The organism is Hansschlegelia quercus, assembly GCF_004310425.1.
GTDB classification, from domain to species: Bacteria; Pseudomonadota; Alphaproteobacteria; order Rhizobiales; family Methylopilaceae; genus Methylopila; species Methylopila quercus.
Genome location: NZ_SIUB01000007.1, coordinates 94,369 through 110,506, shown reverse-complemented (window position 1 = coordinate 110,506; position 16,138 = coordinate 94,369). Strand labels below are relative to the sequence as shown.

The 16,138-nt window shown below is 70.6% G+C and carries 14 protein-coding genes; 3 read left to right on the top strand and 11 right to left on the bottom strand.

Going from position 1 to position 16,138, the window contains the following annotated elements:
- The first annotated feature begins 127 nt into the window (after window positions 1–127).
- Both EYR15_RS13960 and EYR15_RS13955 read left to right on the top strand, forming a co-directional pair.
- The gene (locus EYR15_RS13960; protein ID WP_165455507.1) at window positions 128–1,213 is read left to right on the top strand and encodes an NAD(P)/FAD-dependent oxidoreductase; all 1,086 of its coding nucleotides are present in this window, start codon (window positions 128–130) and stop codon (window positions 1,211–1,213) included.
- Entirely contained in the window at window positions 1,210–2,883 is a 1,674-nt protein-coding gene (locus EYR15_RS13955) for an FAD-dependent oxidoreductase (RefSeq protein ID WP_131004172.1), read from the top strand. The genes EYR15_RS13960 and EYR15_RS13955 overlap by 4 nt, the downstream gene beginning before the upstream one ends.
- A 2-nt stretch (window positions 2,884–2,885) precedes the next feature.
- Here the strand turns inward: EYR15_RS13955 and EYR15_RS13950 are convergent, their stop codons facing one another.
- The 7 genes from EYR15_RS13950 to EYR15_RS13920 form a co-directional block, all read right to left on the bottom strand.
- Window positions 2,886–4,346: an ATP-binding protein gene (locus tag EYR15_RS13950; RefSeq protein WP_131004171.1), complete on the bottom strand. Its 1,461-nt coding sequence runs from the start codon at window positions 4,344–4,346 to the stop codon at window positions 2,886–2,888.
- Window positions 4,343–5,011 carry a response regulator transcription factor gene (locus EYR15_RS13945; RefSeq protein ID WP_131004170.1) on the bottom strand — a complete coding sequence of 223 codons (669 nt, stop codon included), beginning with the start codon at window positions 5,009–5,011 and terminating at the stop codon, window positions 4,343–4,345. The genes EYR15_RS13950 and EYR15_RS13945 overlap by 4 nt, the downstream gene beginning before the upstream one ends.
- 69 nt (window positions 5,012–5,080) lie before the next feature.
- Entirely contained in the window at window positions 5,081–5,344 is a 264-nt protein-coding gene (locus EYR15_RS13940; RefSeq protein ID WP_131004169.1) for a PepSY domain-containing protein, read from the bottom strand.
- A gap of 258 nt (window positions 5,345–5,602) precedes the next feature.
- A complete protein-coding gene (locus tag EYR15_RS13935; RefSeq protein WP_131004168.1) occupies window positions 5,603–6,187 on the bottom strand; it encodes a hypothetical protein in 585 nt (194 codons plus the stop codon).
- Between the two features lie 21 nt (window positions 6,188–6,208).
- A complete protein-coding gene (locus tag EYR15_RS13930; RefSeq protein WP_131004167.1) occupies window positions 6,209–6,631 on the bottom strand; it encodes a hypothetical protein in 423 nt (140 codons plus the stop codon).
- A gap of 3 nt (window positions 6,632–6,634) precedes the next feature.
- Window positions 6,635–7,030 carry a hypothetical protein gene (locus EYR15_RS13925; RefSeq protein ID WP_131004166.1) on the bottom strand — a complete coding sequence of 132 codons (396 nt, stop codon included), beginning with the start codon at window positions 7,028–7,030 and terminating at the stop codon, window positions 6,635–6,637.
- Between the two features lie 451 nt (window positions 7,031–7,481).
- Window positions 7,482–8,171 (bottom strand): NlpC/P60 family protein, encoded by a 690-nt coding sequence (locus EYR15_RS13920; RefSeq protein WP_131004165.1) that lies wholly within the window; start codon window positions 8,169–8,171, stop codon window positions 7,482–7,484.
- 113 nt (window positions 8,172–8,284) lie between these two features.
- Between EYR15_RS13920 and EYR15_RS17010 the strand changes: the two genes are divergently transcribed.
- Window positions 8,285–8,446 carry a hypothetical protein gene (locus tag EYR15_RS17010; RefSeq protein WP_165455506.1) on the top strand — a complete coding sequence of 54 codons (162 nt, stop codon included), beginning with the start codon at window positions 8,285–8,287 and terminating at the stop codon, window positions 8,444–8,446.
- Between the two features lie 40 nt (window positions 8,447–8,486).
- Here EYR15_RS17010 and EYR15_RS13915 read toward each other — a convergent pair whose 3' ends face one another.
- The 4 genes from EYR15_RS13915 to EYR15_RS13900 form a co-directional block, all read right to left on the bottom strand.
- Entirely contained in the window at window positions 8,487–10,013 is a 1,527-nt protein-coding gene (locus tag EYR15_RS13915) for an SGNH/GDSL hydrolase family protein (RefSeq protein ID WP_131004164.1), read from the bottom strand.
- Window positions 10,014–10,025: 12 nt separating this feature from the next.
- Window positions 10,026–10,379: a hypothetical protein gene (locus EYR15_RS13910; RefSeq protein WP_131004163.1), complete on the bottom strand. Its 354-nt coding sequence runs from the start codon at window positions 10,377–10,379 to the stop codon at window positions 10,026–10,028.
- 74 nt (window positions 10,380–10,453) lie between these two features.
- Window positions 10,454–11,941: a DUF2793 domain-containing protein gene (locus tag EYR15_RS13905; protein ID WP_165455505.1), complete on the bottom strand. Its 1,488-nt coding sequence runs from the start codon at window positions 11,939–11,941 to the stop codon at window positions 10,454–10,456.
- A gap of 205 nt (window positions 11,942–12,146) precedes the next feature.
- Entirely contained in the window at window positions 12,147–16,079 is a 3,933-nt protein-coding gene (locus EYR15_RS13900) for a baseplate multidomain protein megatron (RefSeq protein WP_131004161.1), read from the bottom strand.
- Window positions 16,080–16,138 lie beyond the last annotated feature (59 nt).

Genomic DNA, 16,138 nt, shown 5'->3' with positions numbered 1-16,138 from the left:
GGTCCGGCGCGCTACCTTCGACCGTCCCTCCATCCGAGCCTGTGACAGAAGTCTGAACTTGCTCCGCCGCGCGCTCTCCTCCGTGCTCGCACGTCCGCCCTCTCCCGCCCGGTCGCACGCCGCTTCCGTGGGGCAAAGCCCCGCCGAAGCCTACGACATCGTCATCGTAGGCGGCGGCGTGCGGGCGCTCGCGATCGCGCTCGGCTGCGCAAGCCGCGGGCCGGTCGCGCTGTTCGCGGAGGGGGAGATCGCCGCGGCGGCTGACGAGCGCGCCTGGCCGGTGGTGCGGTCCGCCCATAGCGACCTCAACCGCCTCGCGGCAGAGGCGCGCGCGCCGAAGCGGCTGAAGCGGCTGGTGGGGCGGCTGCCGGGCCCGGTCGCGCGCGATGCGGCCGGCGTTCTCGCCCTCGCCTCTTCCCAGTATGACGTCGAGGCGCTCACCGCGGCGGCAGGAGCCGCGAAGGCTGCCGGCGTTGCGGCATGGATGGTCCCGCCGCTCGAGGTCTCGGCGTTGAGCCCACCGCTCGGCGCGGGGCGCGACGTCGGCGCCGCGCTCTACGAACCCGGCGCGCTGACGGTCGACGCCGACGCGCTCGCCTTCGCGCTCGCCGACGCCGCCGCCCAGCAGGGCGCGGCCCTGTTCGCGGGCGCGCCGGTCGAACGGCTCGAGCGCGATGACTTGGGCGTCGCAGGGGTGATCGTCGGCGGACGGCTGATCGCGGCGCGTCGTGTGATGCTCGCCGACGATTTCGCCGCCATTCGCCTCGTTCGGGAGAATAGGGGTCGGCTGTCGCTGAAGCGGGAGGAGCGCCAGATCATCGTCGCGGAACCCGGCGGTCCGTCGCTCGGGCCGGCGCTGCTGGTCGGCGACCTCACTTTGTCGCGCGATATCGACGGAGCGATCACGCTGTCCGGGCCGTTCAGCGGAAACGAACTCGCGCGGCGCGCGGTGGAGGCCGCGCCGTCGCTGTCGCGTCTCGTCATGGCGTCGGAAGAACCGGTGACGGTCTGGACCGGCGTCGACGGTCGGGCGCAGGTCGGCGCGGCAGACATTCCCGGCCTCTGGCTGTCGCTGGGCTTCGGCCGCGACGCGCTGTCGGGCGCCGTCTCGACGTGGCGCGACGCGGTCCGGATGCTCGCGGACAAGCCGGCGGACCTCGCGCTGGCGCCGTTCGCGCCGACAAGACGGCCGACGCGGGAGGTTGCGCGATGAGCGGACCGTTCCGTCTGCCGCCGTCCGCCGGCGCCCGCTTCGGAACGCGGATCGATCGCGACGAGCCGGTCGGCTTCCGCTTCGCCGGACGCGCGCTGTCGGGCCTCTACGGCGACACGCTGGCGAGCGCGCTGCTGGCGTCGGGAGCGCCGCGCTGGGCGACGAGCCCGACGCTCGGCCGCCCACGCGCGCTCGCGGCGCTCGGGCTCGAGGACCACGTGCCCGTGATGATCGAGGACGATTCCGGCGACTGGGCCGCAATCTCCGGCGACGAGATCGTGATCCGCGAAGGCATGGCGGCGCGACCCGTACGGCTCGCTCCGAAGACTTCCGTGCGCGGCATGATCCGTGGCGTCGCGATCGAGCGGCTGCGCCGCGTTCTGCCCCTGCCCCGCATGAGGCTCCCGGCGCCTCGCCCGCTCCCGTCTACGATCGAGGAAACCTGCGACGTCGTCGTGATCGGCTCCGGCGCCGCGGGCGTCGCCGCCGTCACCGCGCTTCGCCGCACAGGGCTTCACGTCGTGATCGTCGAGGCGTCGCGCCGCCCCTGCGGAACCTCGGATCTGTTCGACGCCGTGGTCGCGGAGCGCGCGCTCGGCGACTGGACGGCGCGGGCGGCCGCCGCGTTCGCGGATCGAGACGCGCTGCGCCTGGGCGCGACTGTGATCGACATCGAGCCCGGCCCGGCGGTCGTCGCAATCGAGCGGTCGGATCCGCGCCGGCCTGGCGAGGTCGTCGTGCGCCGCATCTCCGCCGGCGCCGTCGTGCTCGCGACCGGTTTTCGCGAGCGCCCGCTGGTGTTCCGCGACAATGACCGGCCTGGGATCATCGGCTCCCAGGCTGCGCGCGCGCTGCTCCGCCGACACGCCGTCGCGCCGGGCGAGAAGGTCGTCGTCGCGACGCTCTCGGACGACGGCTACCGCACGGCGGTCGATCTGAAGGAAGCGGGCGTTTCGGTCGAGATGACCCTCGACGCCCGCGACGCCCCGCAAGGAGGGATCGTCGACGAGGCGAAGGCGCTCGGCCTGCCTCTGGCGTTTTCGAGCGTCGTCACGGGCGTCGACTATGACGAGGGCGCCGGCCGCATCACCGGCGTCCGGGCCGCCAATCGCCTGGGGGACGGCGCCGCCGCTGCGGCGCGCTCGATCGAGGCTGACGCGCTCGTCGTCGCCGGGGGGTTCGCTGCCCGAGACGAACTCGCGCGACGCTCAGGGCTTCGGCCGGAACATGGGCTGTTTACCGCGTTCGCCGGATCGGGCGTCGCGGACGCGATCGCGAGCGGCTGGCGCGCCGGACTGGCGGCGGCCAACCATCTCTTCGCAGCGACCGAAGACCAGCAGCCCGTGGTCGACGCGCTCTCCGACGAAGCGGATGGCCCGGTCGCCGCCTATCTCGCCCGGCTCGGCGCGGAGGATGCGGACTCCGCTTTCGTCGACTTCGGCGCCGAAATCACAGCGTCCGATATCGGCTCCGCGGTCGCGCTGGGCGCGGACGGGCCGGAAGCGCTGTCCCGTCTGCTCGGGCTGGGCTCCGGGCTGGATTGCGGGCGGTTCTCGGCGGACCTGCCGTCCCACGCCTTCGCCGCCGCCGGCGCCCGCGGCGCGCCCGCTCCTCTGAAGACGGCCCGGCTGACGCTCGGCCTTCTGGCGGCGCGCGCGACGCTCAGGTGAGATTACGCCGCCGGGAGCTCCAACTGGCAGCGCAGGCCGCCGGTCGGGGAGCGGTCTAGGGCCAGACGACCGCCATACATCGCGGCGAGGTCGTTCACGATCGCGAGCCCAAGGCCTGAGCCCGGCTTGGTCTCGTCTAGCCTGCGGCCGCGTCGCATGACCTCCTCGCGCTCATCGGCTCCGAGGCCGGGACCGTCGTCATCAACCACCACGCGGAAGGTCTCCCGAGCGCCGGCCGCCGGCTTGCCGGCCGTCTCGGCCACGATCGCGACCCGGCCGCCCGCCCATTTAAAGGCGTTGTCGACAAGATTGCCGACCATCTCCTCGAGGTCCTGCTTCTCGCCGCGAAACCGGAGGTCATCGCCGCAGGCGAGCTCCACGGCGATGTCGCGGCCGCGATAGACCTTCTCCATCGTACGCGCGAGCGCCTCCAGCGCGGGCCTCACCTCCGCAGCCTCGCCGGCGAAGGCGACGCCAGCCGAAAGCCGCGCGCGCTCGAGATGGTGGTCGACCTGGCGGCGCATGATCTGCGCCTGCTCCCGCACCTTCTCGGCGAACGGGTCGGCGCTGACATTCGCCTCGTTCGCGATCACCGAGAGCGGCGTCTTCAGCCCATGCGCAAGATTGCCGACATGGGTGCGCGCGCGCTCCACGATCTCCCGGTTCGAGTCGAGCAGCGCATTGAGCTCGCCCGCGAGCGGCGCGATCTCGCGTGGAAAGGCGCCGCCGAGGCGGGACCGGCGACCGGCGCGGATGTCGGCGAGCTGGGCGCGGATCCGTCGCAGCGGCCTGAGACCGAAGCCGACCTGGAACCAGGTGGTCGCGATCAAACCCGCGAACAAAGCAAGGAAGCTCACCAGCAAAGCGGCGTTGAAGTCGGAGACGTCCCGATCGATCTCGCCGGCGGCTGCGCCGATCGCGATCGCGTAGCGGCCGTCCTGGCCAAGATCGATCGTCCGCTCGACCATGCGCAGCCGCTGCCCGTCGGGTCCCTTGGCGTAGCCTTCGCGCGTGCCGACAATGGTTTCCGGGACGCCGACATCGGCAAGACGCGGCAGTTGCTCCTCGAACAGGGATTTGGAGGTGGTCGCCTCAGGCGGATCGCGGTCGATCCTAGTGATCTGCCAGTACCAGCCCGAGAGCGGGAGGTCGAAGCGCGGCTCGCCGAAGGAGCCCGGATCCTTTCGACCGAAAGCGCCGTCGGCGACTGCGCCGACCAGCGTCTTGAGATAGACGTGCAGCCGCTGGTCGAACCCTCGCTCGACGGAGCGGGTGTAATAGGACGACAGCGTCACGCCGCCGATCAGCAGTACGGCGCCGGCCCAAAGCGCAGCGGAAACGAAGAGGCGGGCCGCGACTGACGCACCGTGGCGGGAGCCCTCCGGCGCCGGTTTCTCCGCTGCGGCCCGCCCCTCGCGGGAGAGGCCAAGCGCGGCCGGAGCGAGGTCGGCGTCCGCGCTCACGCGATCTCCGGGGGCGCCAACAGATAGCCGAGGCCGCGCACGGTCTGGATCACGTCCGGGCCGAGCTTCTTGCGAAGTCGGCCCACGAACACTTCGATCGTGTTCGAGTCTCGGTCGAAATCCTGATCGTAGAGATGCTCGACGAGCTCGGTCCGCGACACGACGCGGCCCTGATGGTGCATCATGTAGGCGAGCAGCCGGTATTCGTGCGAGGTCAGCCGTATCGCGTTGCCGTCGATGGTGACCCGTCCGGCGCGGGTGTCGAGCCTAACAGGGCCGCACAACAGTTCACTCGAGGCGTGGCCGCTCGCGCGACGCAGAAGCGCGCGGACCCGGGCGAGAATCTCCTCCATGTGGAAAGGCTTAGCGACATAGTCGTCGGCGCCGGCGTCGAAGCCCTGCACCTTGTCCGACCAGCGGTCTCGCGCGGTCAGGATCAGGACCGGCGTCGAGCGCCCGTCCCGTCGCCATTGCTCGAGCACGCTGATCCCGTCCTTCTTCGGCAGGCCGAGATCGAGCACGATGGCGTCATAGGGTTCGGTGTCGCCGAGAAAGTGGCCTTCCTCGCCGTCGAGCGCGCGGTCGACGGCGTAGCCGGCCTCCTCGAGCGCAGTCGCGATCTGCCGGTTCAGGTCGGGATCGTCTTCGACGACGAGAAGGCGCATGGGGACTGAAAACTCCGATGTGACGCCGCAGTGTGGCAGAGGCCCAGGTCGAGGGCGAGAGCGCTAGCGCTAGCGGACGCCGAGAAGCGCTCCGTCTGAGGCCGAGACGCGGACGCGCCCGACCCGCCCATCGTCTGCGAGCAGCGTGAGCTCGTAGGCGACGCGGCCGTCATAGGTGCAGAGCCGGTAGTCGATGACCTCGCCGGGCCATGCGTCGCGCGCTGTGCGGAGGGCCTGCGCGAGCGTGACCGCGCGCTTCTCGGCGATCGCGCGTCGCGCTTCGCGGCCATTGAGGCAGTCCACCCCGCCGGACGGATCGGCGCGCCTCGCCATGTCGCGCGCGCGCTTGAGGCCCCCTTCGTCGTCGTTGGGCTGCCGTGGCGCCTCACTCTTCTGAGGCGGCGGCGGCCCATCCTCTGCGGCCGCAGCAACGCTTCCCCAGAGAACGAGGAGCGCGCCTAAAGCCGCTGCGCTGGGCCGCTTCATGGCCACTTCTACTGCCCTTCCGCTTGAACGGCTGATGAACGCCCGGAGGCCGCGCCGCCGGTCGCGGAAAGTAAGGCCGATCCGGGCGCTGGCCAGAGCCTATGGTCATCCCCGCACTTTCGCGCAATCGGCTGAAAGCGGCAGCCGGTCAATCTGGCGTTGAAGCCCCTCGACGGCCTGCTCGCTCGCGCGCCGCCGCTCGTCCAGTTCGGAGCGGGAGGGAAGCGACGTCAGCGCCTCGCGCGCCTGCCCTTCGACCGATTTGATCGCGGCGCTGAGGCCTGCAAAGCGCGCGTCGACGTCCTGCCGCAGAACCAGCCGGTTGTTTTCGTATGTCGCCTTGAAGTCGACGAAGGTCGCGAGCGGCGTCGACTGGGCCTCGAGCCGCGTCTGGTCGCGCTCGACGCGATGAAGCGCGTCGTCAATCGGAGCCTTGGCGAGTTGGCCGCCCGCGATCACGATCGCGAGCACCACGCCCATTGCGGACACGATCGTCGCCCAAGGCGTGCGCGAGCGCTCGTCGAGCTTCGACGCCAGCCCGGCGAGCTGCGCCGAGACGTCGCCGATGCGGCCGGTGAACAGCTGGTTGAGGTCCTGGACTCCGCGCTCGAGGCCGTACACCCGCTGTTCGAGCGCCGCGAGCTTGGCGTCGTCATGCGCGTAGACGGACTGTGCATGGGATCCGGTCATCGGACGGGCCTCACTGAGCGATTAGGTCTCGAGGACCTTCGCGGCGGCCGCGGTGCCGGCGATCGGGCGCGTGGTGGTCACGCGGCCATGGAGAGCCAGGATCGCGCCGGCGATCGCGGTGACCTGCGAGACGATCTCCGCGGCTTCGCCGTCCGTGATCTCGAAGCCGAGCCGCTGGCCTGCGAAGATTACGAGGCTCGGCGCCAGCGCAAGGAGGCCGCCCCAAAGCGCCTGCGACCTGTACCAGGCGATGGGCTCGGCCCGGACGGACGCGATCGCGTCCTGTACGGAGGGCATCGCGACAGCTTTCTCGATGGCTCCGGAAGCAAGATTCGTCGCGGCGTCGGCGCGGACGACGGCGCCGGAGATCGCGACGTCGCGAATGGTGGCGGCGACGGTGGAGGTCGCCGCGGCGACAAGCGCGGCCGTGATGGCTTTCGACATGGCTCAGGCTTCCCGCTTCGTCGCGCCGCGCGCGGACTTGAACTCTTGAACGGCCTGATCGAGCCGGGCGACGGCGGCCGTCCACCCGGCGACGGTCCGCAGCTCGGGCGGGTTGGCGCAGGTCTGCGAGGCGAGGTCGACCGCCCAATCGGCTGTGGCGAGATCCTCGTCGCTCAGCTTCACGAAGAGCCGCGCGAGGCCCCAACCCGCCATCGCGAGACGGGAATACTCGCAAGCCTGCTCGAAGGTCGCTTCGGCCTTCTCCTGCGCGGTGGGTCGGGCCGTGACCGTCGGCGACGGCGGCGCTGCGACAAGGTCGGTCCTGGGCGTCGCTCCCGAGCAGGCGGCGAGCGAAACCGCGAGCAGGCCCGCATGGGCCGCTCGTGAGAGCAGGTTCATGACAATCTCCGAGATCGGAAGATGCGCGGCAGCCGGCCGGCGCGGGATCTGGCGGGCATACCCGGTGACGGCTTCGCTGCGGCGCAGCGAAGAGCGATCACGCGGCGGAGGCGATTCGACGCAGGACGCGTTCAGGGGTCCCGAATGCCGCGATCAGGCAGATTTCGAGGTAATTTCCTCAGGCTTGTTCAACATGTTACCTGGCATACCAAGGCGGGATGAGGCCCTGGCTTTGGCGGAGGCATGCTTGAAGGTCGATGAGCTTTCAGAACAGGCGATCCGGCGTCGGATCAGCAGGGCGAGCGTAACGATCTCGCAGCAGCAGCAACTGATTGCGCAGCTTAAGAAGGACGGATTGCCGGTCCTTCACGCCGAGCACTACATGGGACGGCTGCAGGAACGATTGGCCTCGCTGAAGACGACGCTGCCAGAACCGACGACCTATGTCGGATCACGCTTCGTCGTGGGTGAGGTCGCCGACCGCCGGGCCCATCGCCGCGACGGAGATCGCCCCGGCGGTTCTCGGCCAGCGACATCCGAGCAGGCGGCTCTTCGCGATCCGGCTGACCGAGATCGTGTTTCCCTGGTTGCCGCCGAGGACTGACAGATAGGTCGCGTCCTGCCCGACCATGAAGCCGACATGGCCTTGTGAGCCGGCCTTCGATCCGCGCCAGAACACGGCCACCGCGCCCACGACCGGCTTCGGACAGACGACGCCGAAGCTCATCCAGTTGCGCGCCAGATAGGGATTTGCGGGCACGGGCTCTTCGGGCAGCCCGAGGCGGATACAGGTCTCGACGAAGTCGCCGCACCATGGATATACGGCCGGGTCGCCGATGGTATGGCCATCGGACTTCAACCAGGCCTTTAGCGCTGCGCTGTTCAGGCTCTCGTGGAGGCCGAGCTTGCGCCGGCCTTCGAGCACCCACACCGGTTCGCCCGGCTTGAGCGGTGTCGCGTCTGGCGTCTGCCTGTTGAGCGCCGCGATCGTCTTTGGGCCGGCGACGCCGTCGGGATCGAGCCCGACCGACCTCTGAAACGCGATGACGGCTGCGCGCGTCCGCGGTCCCCACGCGCCGTCGAGCGCGCCTGGATTATGGCCGAGCGCAAGCAGCCGCTGCTGGATGTCCAGCACGGTCATGGAGATCTCCTGAGGTAAGAGGCCACGGCCTGACGTGGCTTTTCCGAAGCTCGATGCGGAAACCGTTTGTTCCCGCGGCCGTTCAGGTCACGCGTTCAAACTGGGAGAAGGTCATGACCGCCAGCGGACTGGTCATGGGCGCGGTCAGCCTGATCGTGCTGATCGGCGGCGTCGTCGCGTTGCAGGTCTGGTGGCGTCAACACCGGGCGAAAGAGACGCCGGTCGAGAGGCGCATCGAAGATCGCGAGATCGATCGAGAGACCAACGTCTGGTAGAGGCTGAGCGGGTTCCTGCTTCGTCTGAGCCCGATCGGACTCAGCTCGCCATCGGCGTCACGGGCCTCGTGAGCAGATCCTCGACATGGATCCCTGTCGTCGCCGTTTTCGCCGTCGCGAGGCGGACGCCGCTGAAGCCCGCGGCGGCGATGTCAGCGTCGGTCACGGTGATGAGCTGCGCTCCGTCGACCCATAGCGAGATCGCGCCGCCGACCATGCGAAGCATCAGACGGCGCGCGATCCCCGCCGTCATGGGCGACGCCGGAGACGTCGCGCCGAGTTGGGTCGAGACGCCGCCGACCGTCTTGTACAGCTGCCAGCCGGTCCCCTGCAGGTAGCGCGCCCAGTAACGGGAGTCCGCGCCCGTGACGACGCCGCGGCCGAAGATCCCGACGTTCTCTCCGGCAAGGCTGGAGAGACAGTAGAGCGTCGCGATGACCTCGTAATCCGCCGATCCCGGCTGGCCGGACGCCGCATAGACTGAGGAAAGCGCGGTATTGTAGAGGCGGTTCGCGGCGATCTGAGGCGCAGGCGTTCCCGGCGTGTAGCCGAAGGCGAGCGTCCACGACGCGCCGATCTCGCCGGCGCGCGCCGTCAGGCTGTCGCCGTCGGCGCCCGAAAAGCTGTCATAGACACAGGCGGTCCGCACCTGAAGCCTGGCGTCGGCGACCGCCTGCATGATGACGTCGTGGCCCGCGTCGTTCGGATGGATGGCGTCCGCATCCATGATCGCGACGCCGTTCGCCGCAGCCGACTGCATCGCGGCGAAGCTGTCGGCGAGATAGCAGCCGAACTCTCGGGCGAGGTCCTTTGCGGCTTTGACGTACGTCTCGTAGCCGGAACGCGTCTGCGCGGTGAACCCCGTGGTCCCGTTTGAAAAGCCGGCGTCGGGCATCCAGTGCGGGGTGACTATGACGATGCGGTTGGCGGGGTAGCCGCCATTGACGAGGCCGGTCAGCATCTCGCGATAGTCGTTGATGTAGTTCGCGACGTTCATGGTCGCCGGCGCAGCCGTGTAGCGCGCGTCGTTCAGGCCGCCTGCGATGATCGCCAGAGCCTTTTTGGACGCCCCGGTCATCTGCGCGGCGTAGCGGTCGCGCATGTTGTCGGCGCGCGGCGAGCCGCCGCTGTCGGCAGAGTTCTGCAGGACCGTTCCGTTGACGCCCGCATTGGTCGCGGTCGCGCCGAGCAGCGCCGCGACCTTGCTGACCCAGCTGTTGGCGGGCGCGGAGGCGGCGACGCCCGCGGTGATGCTGTCGCCCATCGCGACCAGCGTCGTCACCGAAGCAGGCAGGCCGACGCCGCCCGGCACGACGCAGGAGGTGTCGGCGCTCGCCGCCGCGCTGACGACCTGGCCGCCATTGGGCGCCGCCGGAAGGAAGCCCCGCCATGCGCCTGAGCCGTCCGCCGTGACGGTCAGCGCGACAGCGCCGTCGACGCTGACGACGACGGTCGCATAGGCCGGCGCCGAGCCTTTGACGATCTTCGTCGCCGGATCGACGCTCGAGATGCGCGCCGTCATGAGGCCAATCTGCGCGGCGGACGGTCTCGTGTTGAACAGGCTCATGGGTCCCCCCTTTCAACGCGCGAAGTTGAGCGCGACCTTGCAGGCCGCAGGAGCGACGAGCACGATATGCGTCGCGCCGTCCGGAATGCGGCGGACGTCGGGGCAGAGCTCGCCCGTATCGGTCGCCGTCGTGGCGGAGGGGATCGCGAGCGTCGTGCCCGCGCCGCCGTACCACGCCCAGAACTCGGACCCGTCGCCTGCGAAGGCGACGTAGTTCGCGCGGCCCGCGCCGCCGCTCGGCACCGCGACGGCCTGGCGCACGCCGGCGGCCAATACCGCGACCGTCGGCCGATCGTCGGAGAACTCCGGCGCCTGCGCGCCACGATGCGAGGACTGCGGATAAGTCGCTTCGAAGAACGAGCGCATGGAGACCTCCGGACGTGACGAAGCCGCCCGGAGGCGGCCTGAGGATGGAATTTGGGAGTTTTGAACAGCGCGCCTCAGCGCATCGAGATGATCCAGGCTTCGCCACGCGCGCCATCGCCGCCGCGGCCTGAACTGCGGCCGTTGCGGCTCGCGCCTCCTCCTCCGCCGCCGCCGCCGGGTATCGCACCGCTGCCGCCGGCGCCGCCGTTGACTGCGTGGCCACCCGCTCCGCCGCCGCCGGAGCAGCCCGCGAGCAGAGTGTGGGCGAGGCCTGCATAGGAAGCGCCGGCCACGCCGGAGGCGCCCGCGGTCGCGCCGCCGTCGGCGGCGACCGGCGCGCCGACGCTGTTGAAGGCGGACCCGCTTGCTCCCCCTGCGCCAGCGGCGTCGGCGGCCGTCAGCCCGCCGCCTCCACCGCCGGGGCCGCTCGCGCGGCCGTATCCGTTCTGCCCGGAGCCGCCGGCGCCCGTGCTCCCCGATCCGCCCGAGGCGGTGGTGGAAGGCGGCGCGTCTCGGTAGCCGGAATGCGTTCCGCCGGACACGGACGATGTCGTCCCTCCAAGGCCGATCGCCGAGGACAACGGCGCGGCCTTCGCGTAAGAGCCGAAGGCCGTGTCTCCACCGGGCGCGCCGGGCTGGCCGTCAGCGTTCGCGCTGGTCTGAGCCGCGCCGCCCGTCCCCCCGGCGCCGATCGTGACCGCGACCGTGGCCGAGAGATCGGCCGCCGAAAACTCCACTTCGACCGCCTGGCCCGTCGCGCCGCCCGAGCCGCCGCCGGCCGCGGCGCCCGCGGCTCTCAGCGCGCCCGAACCGCCGCCGGCGCCGCCGGAGATCAGGATCGCCCGGACACGCCGCGCCCAGGCCGGCTTCGTCCAGACGCCGGACGCCGCAAACTTGTCGACCTGAATGGAGGGCGTCTGCCCCATGTCGACGACGCCAGTGGCGGGATCGACGCTGAGCGCCGTGGTCCAGCTCGCACCGTCGGCGGAAACCTTGAGGCTGAACGCGTCGGAGCCTGCGAGCCCGAACTCCGCGCGGCCGGAGAACGCGCGCTGGAACAGCACGCTCGCCGTGTCGGCCGCGCTCGCCTTGTTGAGCTTCACCTGCACGCCGGCCCCGGCATGGTTGAACAAGGCCGCGGGCGATGTAACGGCGAGCCGGTTGGTGGCGTCCGCCGTCGCGGCGATCCCGAGTTGGCCGAGATTGTCGAGCGAGGCGAGCGCCCCCAACGCGCCGACCCATGCGCCGCCGACAAAGACCAGCAACACGCCCTCGGCCGCGACGTAAGCAAGCCAGCCCGGCTTCGGCTCCACGAAGATCCAGGTTCCGTCGAGGAACGCCGCGATCTCGCTCGCATGGTCCGCCCACGCGCCTATCGGCGCGGCGCCGACGATGTGGCGATCGCCCTCGGCCGGCGTCGACGGCGGCGCGGTCAGCGTCCGGTCCAGCACGCCGAGTTGCACCAGCGCGTCCAGCCGGCGGAACGTCTCATTGACGGTGACATGCTTCTGCGCCTGCGCGGGCGCGAGGAAGCTGAGACCGAGATGCGGGCTCTGGGACATGAAAAGGCTCCGGTATCGAAAACATGCGCGTCGGACGCAGAGCGTCATCCCGGACGGCCAAAGGCCGAGCCGGGATCGCGATCAGGACGGGACGCAGGCTCGTCGCCTCGGGACAAGACGTCATCCTCGGGCTCGACCGGAGGATCCACGTTCCAGCGACGATCCCGGCTCTCCGCTTCGCTACGGCCGGGACGACGAGCCGGGCCTAAAGCGCGATTTCGGCGCTTGCCGGCAGACCCAGACCCGCCTCTGCGGACAGCTGGCGGACGGTAAAGGCGAGGCTGGCAGGCAGGCCGCCGAAGTCCTCTTGCTGCGCGACGTGCGCATACACGTATCGCGGGGACGGTGTCTCCGCTGTCCTCACGAGCGCGCCGTCCGAGAGGATCGAAATCTCGTAGGCCTCGGTCTCCTCGCCGAGCCTGACCTCGCGGATGTCGAAATCGTCGCCGCCGATGCGCGTGCGCCGAGTCCATTCCAGCGTCACGTCGCCGGTCCCCGCGTCACGTTGGGCGGTGAGCCGCACCGGCGCATAGGGCAGCAGCCCGCGCCCGCCGATAGGAACAGCCGTTTCGACATAGGTCGCGTCGTTCCGCGGCTTGGTCGCCGGTCCCGCCCGCCATGTGACGAGCCGCCCGAGCGCCCCTGAGCCGAGCCCGGCCGGCGGCGTCCGCTGGTCGATGAGCACGAAGGCGGCGCCCTCGTCCGCGCCGATCGCGTCCTCGGTCCCCGCCTGCCCGCGCAGCAGTCCGGTGAGCCGCCATCGACCGGCGCCGACCAGTTCAGCGTCGAGGAACTGCAGCACCTCCCAGGCCCCCGACGCCCCGCGCACGGCGGCGACGTTGCCGCCGGCGAGCACCGCTTCTTCGGCCCGGCTTTCGAGCACACGGTCCGGGCCGATCTCCACTTCGAGCGCGTTCGTGCGATCGAAGCGCCCGCTCGGATGCGCGCCCAGCGGCGCGGTCAACCGGCCGATCGTCGCCGGCGAGGCCAGAACCTGGTCGAGCAGGAAGCTCTCCACGTTTTCCGAGCGGTAGACCGCGACGGGCGTCCAGGGCTTGCCGTAAGCCGCGAGACGTGGCGCGTGGGCCGGCTCGTCGCCGGTCAGCAGCGGCAGGTCGAGAACCTCGAAGACAGGCGCCGCCGCGCGCGCCGGATCGCCCGGCGGCCTGCGCTCGGCGACGACGCGCTCCACCTCTCGCGCGTCCGGGTCGGCGCGCGTCGCTTTCACGGGCCGAGCGAACTCCTCCCCGACGGAGTCGAGCCGCATCAGCATGGTGCGGCCATGGGCGGAGAAACGCACGAGGTCGCCCGGCTCGAGCGCAAGTCGGCTCGGCGGCAGCGCCCATTCGCCCCGCTCGCGCGCGACGGAGGCCTCGATCAGCATGCCGTCTGCGAGCGCCTGCGCCTCGTCGGCGTCGAGCGCGAGCGCCAGCGAGACCTCCGCCACCGCTTTGCCCTCGCCCGCCAGCCGCCGGGCGTCGACCGCGCTTTGGCGGTAATCCGCGTCAGGGTCGAGGTAGCGCAGCTTCAGGATCCGCGGCACTTCGGACGCCTGCGCGCGGGTGAGCCGGAACGCCGGCTTGCTCTCGCCGAGATCGGCCAGATCCTCGCGTACGAGCTCCGCAACCGGCGTCTCCCGCCGGTTCGAGAAACGAATGGCGTCGGCGCGGGCCAGCGCCGTCGCGCCATAGGCGTCGAGTAGCGGCTCGATCGCCTCGCGCGCGCTCATCACCCGGTCCGGCGCGTAGCCGCGCACAAGGCCTTCGAGATCATCGAGGTCGAGCGGGACGCTCAAGCCGCCCGCGATGTCAGCGACGAGGTCGCGGAGGCTCGCGAGGCCAAGGCGTCCAGTGAGCCAGTGGCCGAGCCGCCAGTTGTCGGCGTCCTTCCAGACGTCGCTGCGGGCGGGGAACACCGCGTGCGGGCGCGCGTCCCAGGTCCAGAGATAGATGCGCGCGACGTCGATCATCGGGGCCGACGTCAACGCCGAAACCGGATTGTTCTCAGGGTCAGCCCAGTGCGTCAGCTGCGCGGTCAGCGCCGCGCGCTGGCCGACATCGTCGCGGCGGCCGCTGGAGAAATGAGGCAGCCCGCTCTCGGATGATTTCGCATCGACGAACACGTTCGGCTGGTTCGCCCCACGGTCGACGGCCGGGCAGCCGAGCTCGCAGAACCAGATCGGCTTGGACTGCGGAACCCACTGCGTCGGCGTCTCCGCGCGAGCGCCGCCCGGCCGATCGTGATGCGCGTTGGCCCACCAACCGACGAAATCCTTGGCTCGGAAGAGCCAATGTTCGCCATGGGCGGTGTCGACGATCGGCGTGCGGATTTGCGCGTCGCGCGCAGCGGGGCTGGCGTAGAACCAATCATAGCCTTCGCCGCCCTCGATGTTGGCGTCGAGATAAGAAAGGTCGTTTACGCCCCGCCAACCGGCGAGCGCGTCGAGATGGCCCGCCCCGTCCCGCCAGTCCGCGAGCGACGCGTAATTGTCGATCCCGACGAAATCGATGTTCGCGTCCGCCCAGAGCGGATCGAGATGAAAGATGACGTCGTTCGAGTTGTCGTCCGGCCGGTGATTGGCGTATTCGGTCCAATCCGCGGCGTAGCCGATCTTCACATTTGGCCCGACGATCGCGCGGACGTCCGCAGCGAGGTCTTTCAGCGCCGCAACCGCGGGATAGCCGCCGCCGGCGGCGCGCAGCCGCGTCAGGCCGACCATCTCCGAGCCGATCAGGAAGGCGTCCGCGCCGGCATGTCTGGCGATCGTCGCCATGTGCAGCACGAAGCGGCGGTAGGACCACTCCTCCGGCCCGTCATAACCCACGCGGCGCTCGTCGCCGCTCCAGTCGAAATGGTTCGACGCGGCGGTTCCGAAGAACGCCGCGACTTGCGCGTCGATCGCCGCTGTCCGGTCGGGCGATCCCGGCTGCCCCGGCGCAGGATGGCAGACGATGCGCCCGCGCCAGGGATAGGCCGCCTGCTCCGCCCCGCCATAGGGGTCCGGCAGCGCGTTGCCCGGCGCGATGTCCATCAGCAGGAACGGGTTCAGCATCACCTCGAGCCCGCGATCCTTCATTTCGCGGATCGCGTCATAGACCGCACGGTCGGCCGGCGCGCCGCCGAGCGCGGGCGCGCCGTCGCGCCGGCTTACGAGATCCGCCTCGTCGCGCGTCAGGCCGCCGACGCGCCAAGCGTAGGGTCGCGTGTTCTTGTCCCGGATCTCGACCTCGGGCCGGATCTCACAATGGCCGGCGCGCAGGTCCGTCCCGTGCCAGGCGACGACCAGCGAGACATGGCCGGCGTTCGGCGCCAGCGCCTCGAGATCATCGAGCGCGACCAGCATGTCCGCCCCGGCGCCCGCGACATGCGCGTTCTCCGCCTCCCAGGCGCCGAAGCCGACGGACCGCTCTACAACGTCTGTCGCGTAGGCAAATTCGGATGAGCCGGGGATCATCGTGACCGCGGTGACGAGGTCCTCCAGCTGCGGCTCGACGGACGGAGGCCGGCGGATGACCTCCACCGTGATCTGCGGCACGCGGTTGCCGAACGCCTCCAGCGGCAGCTCCTCGAAGACGAGGTAGGCGAGGCCGCGATAGGCGGGCGCGAAATCGGCGCCCTCGACCGCGACGATCTTCGGGTCCGGCAGCTGGTCCTCGGCTCCGCGGTGGAGGCGGATCTCATAGTCGCCCTTGGCCAGAGGCTCTCCGTCGGCCCAAATCCGGCCGATCTCCTCGACCACGCCTTCGCAAAGACCGACGGCAAAGCTCGCGGAATAGCTGTAGGTCGTCGTCTTGACCTTCTGCCCGCCCCCGCCGCCTTTGCCACCGGAGGTTTCGGTGTCGGACGTCTCGCGGAAACGGCTCGCCCAGATCACCTGGCCGCCGATGCGCATGCGGCCATAGACGCGCATGACCGGCGCGCCCTCGGTCGAGGCGGTGATGCGCAGGTCCGACAGCCGCGGCCCGCTCTGCTTCGTAGTCTGCGCGAGCAACGACTGGTCGAGCGCGGCGCCGGCGAGCCCGCCCACCGCGCTGCCTATCGCAGCGCCCGAAAGCGTCGCGCCGAAGAGCGTGATCCCGCCCGGCAACGCCGCCCCGCCCACCGCGGCGCCGACAGCTGTAAGGGCGAGTACGGCCATGGGGAGTGCGCCTTCAAGGTTGATCTGTCGCGCGTGCTTCGAGACGCCTGGGACTTCGC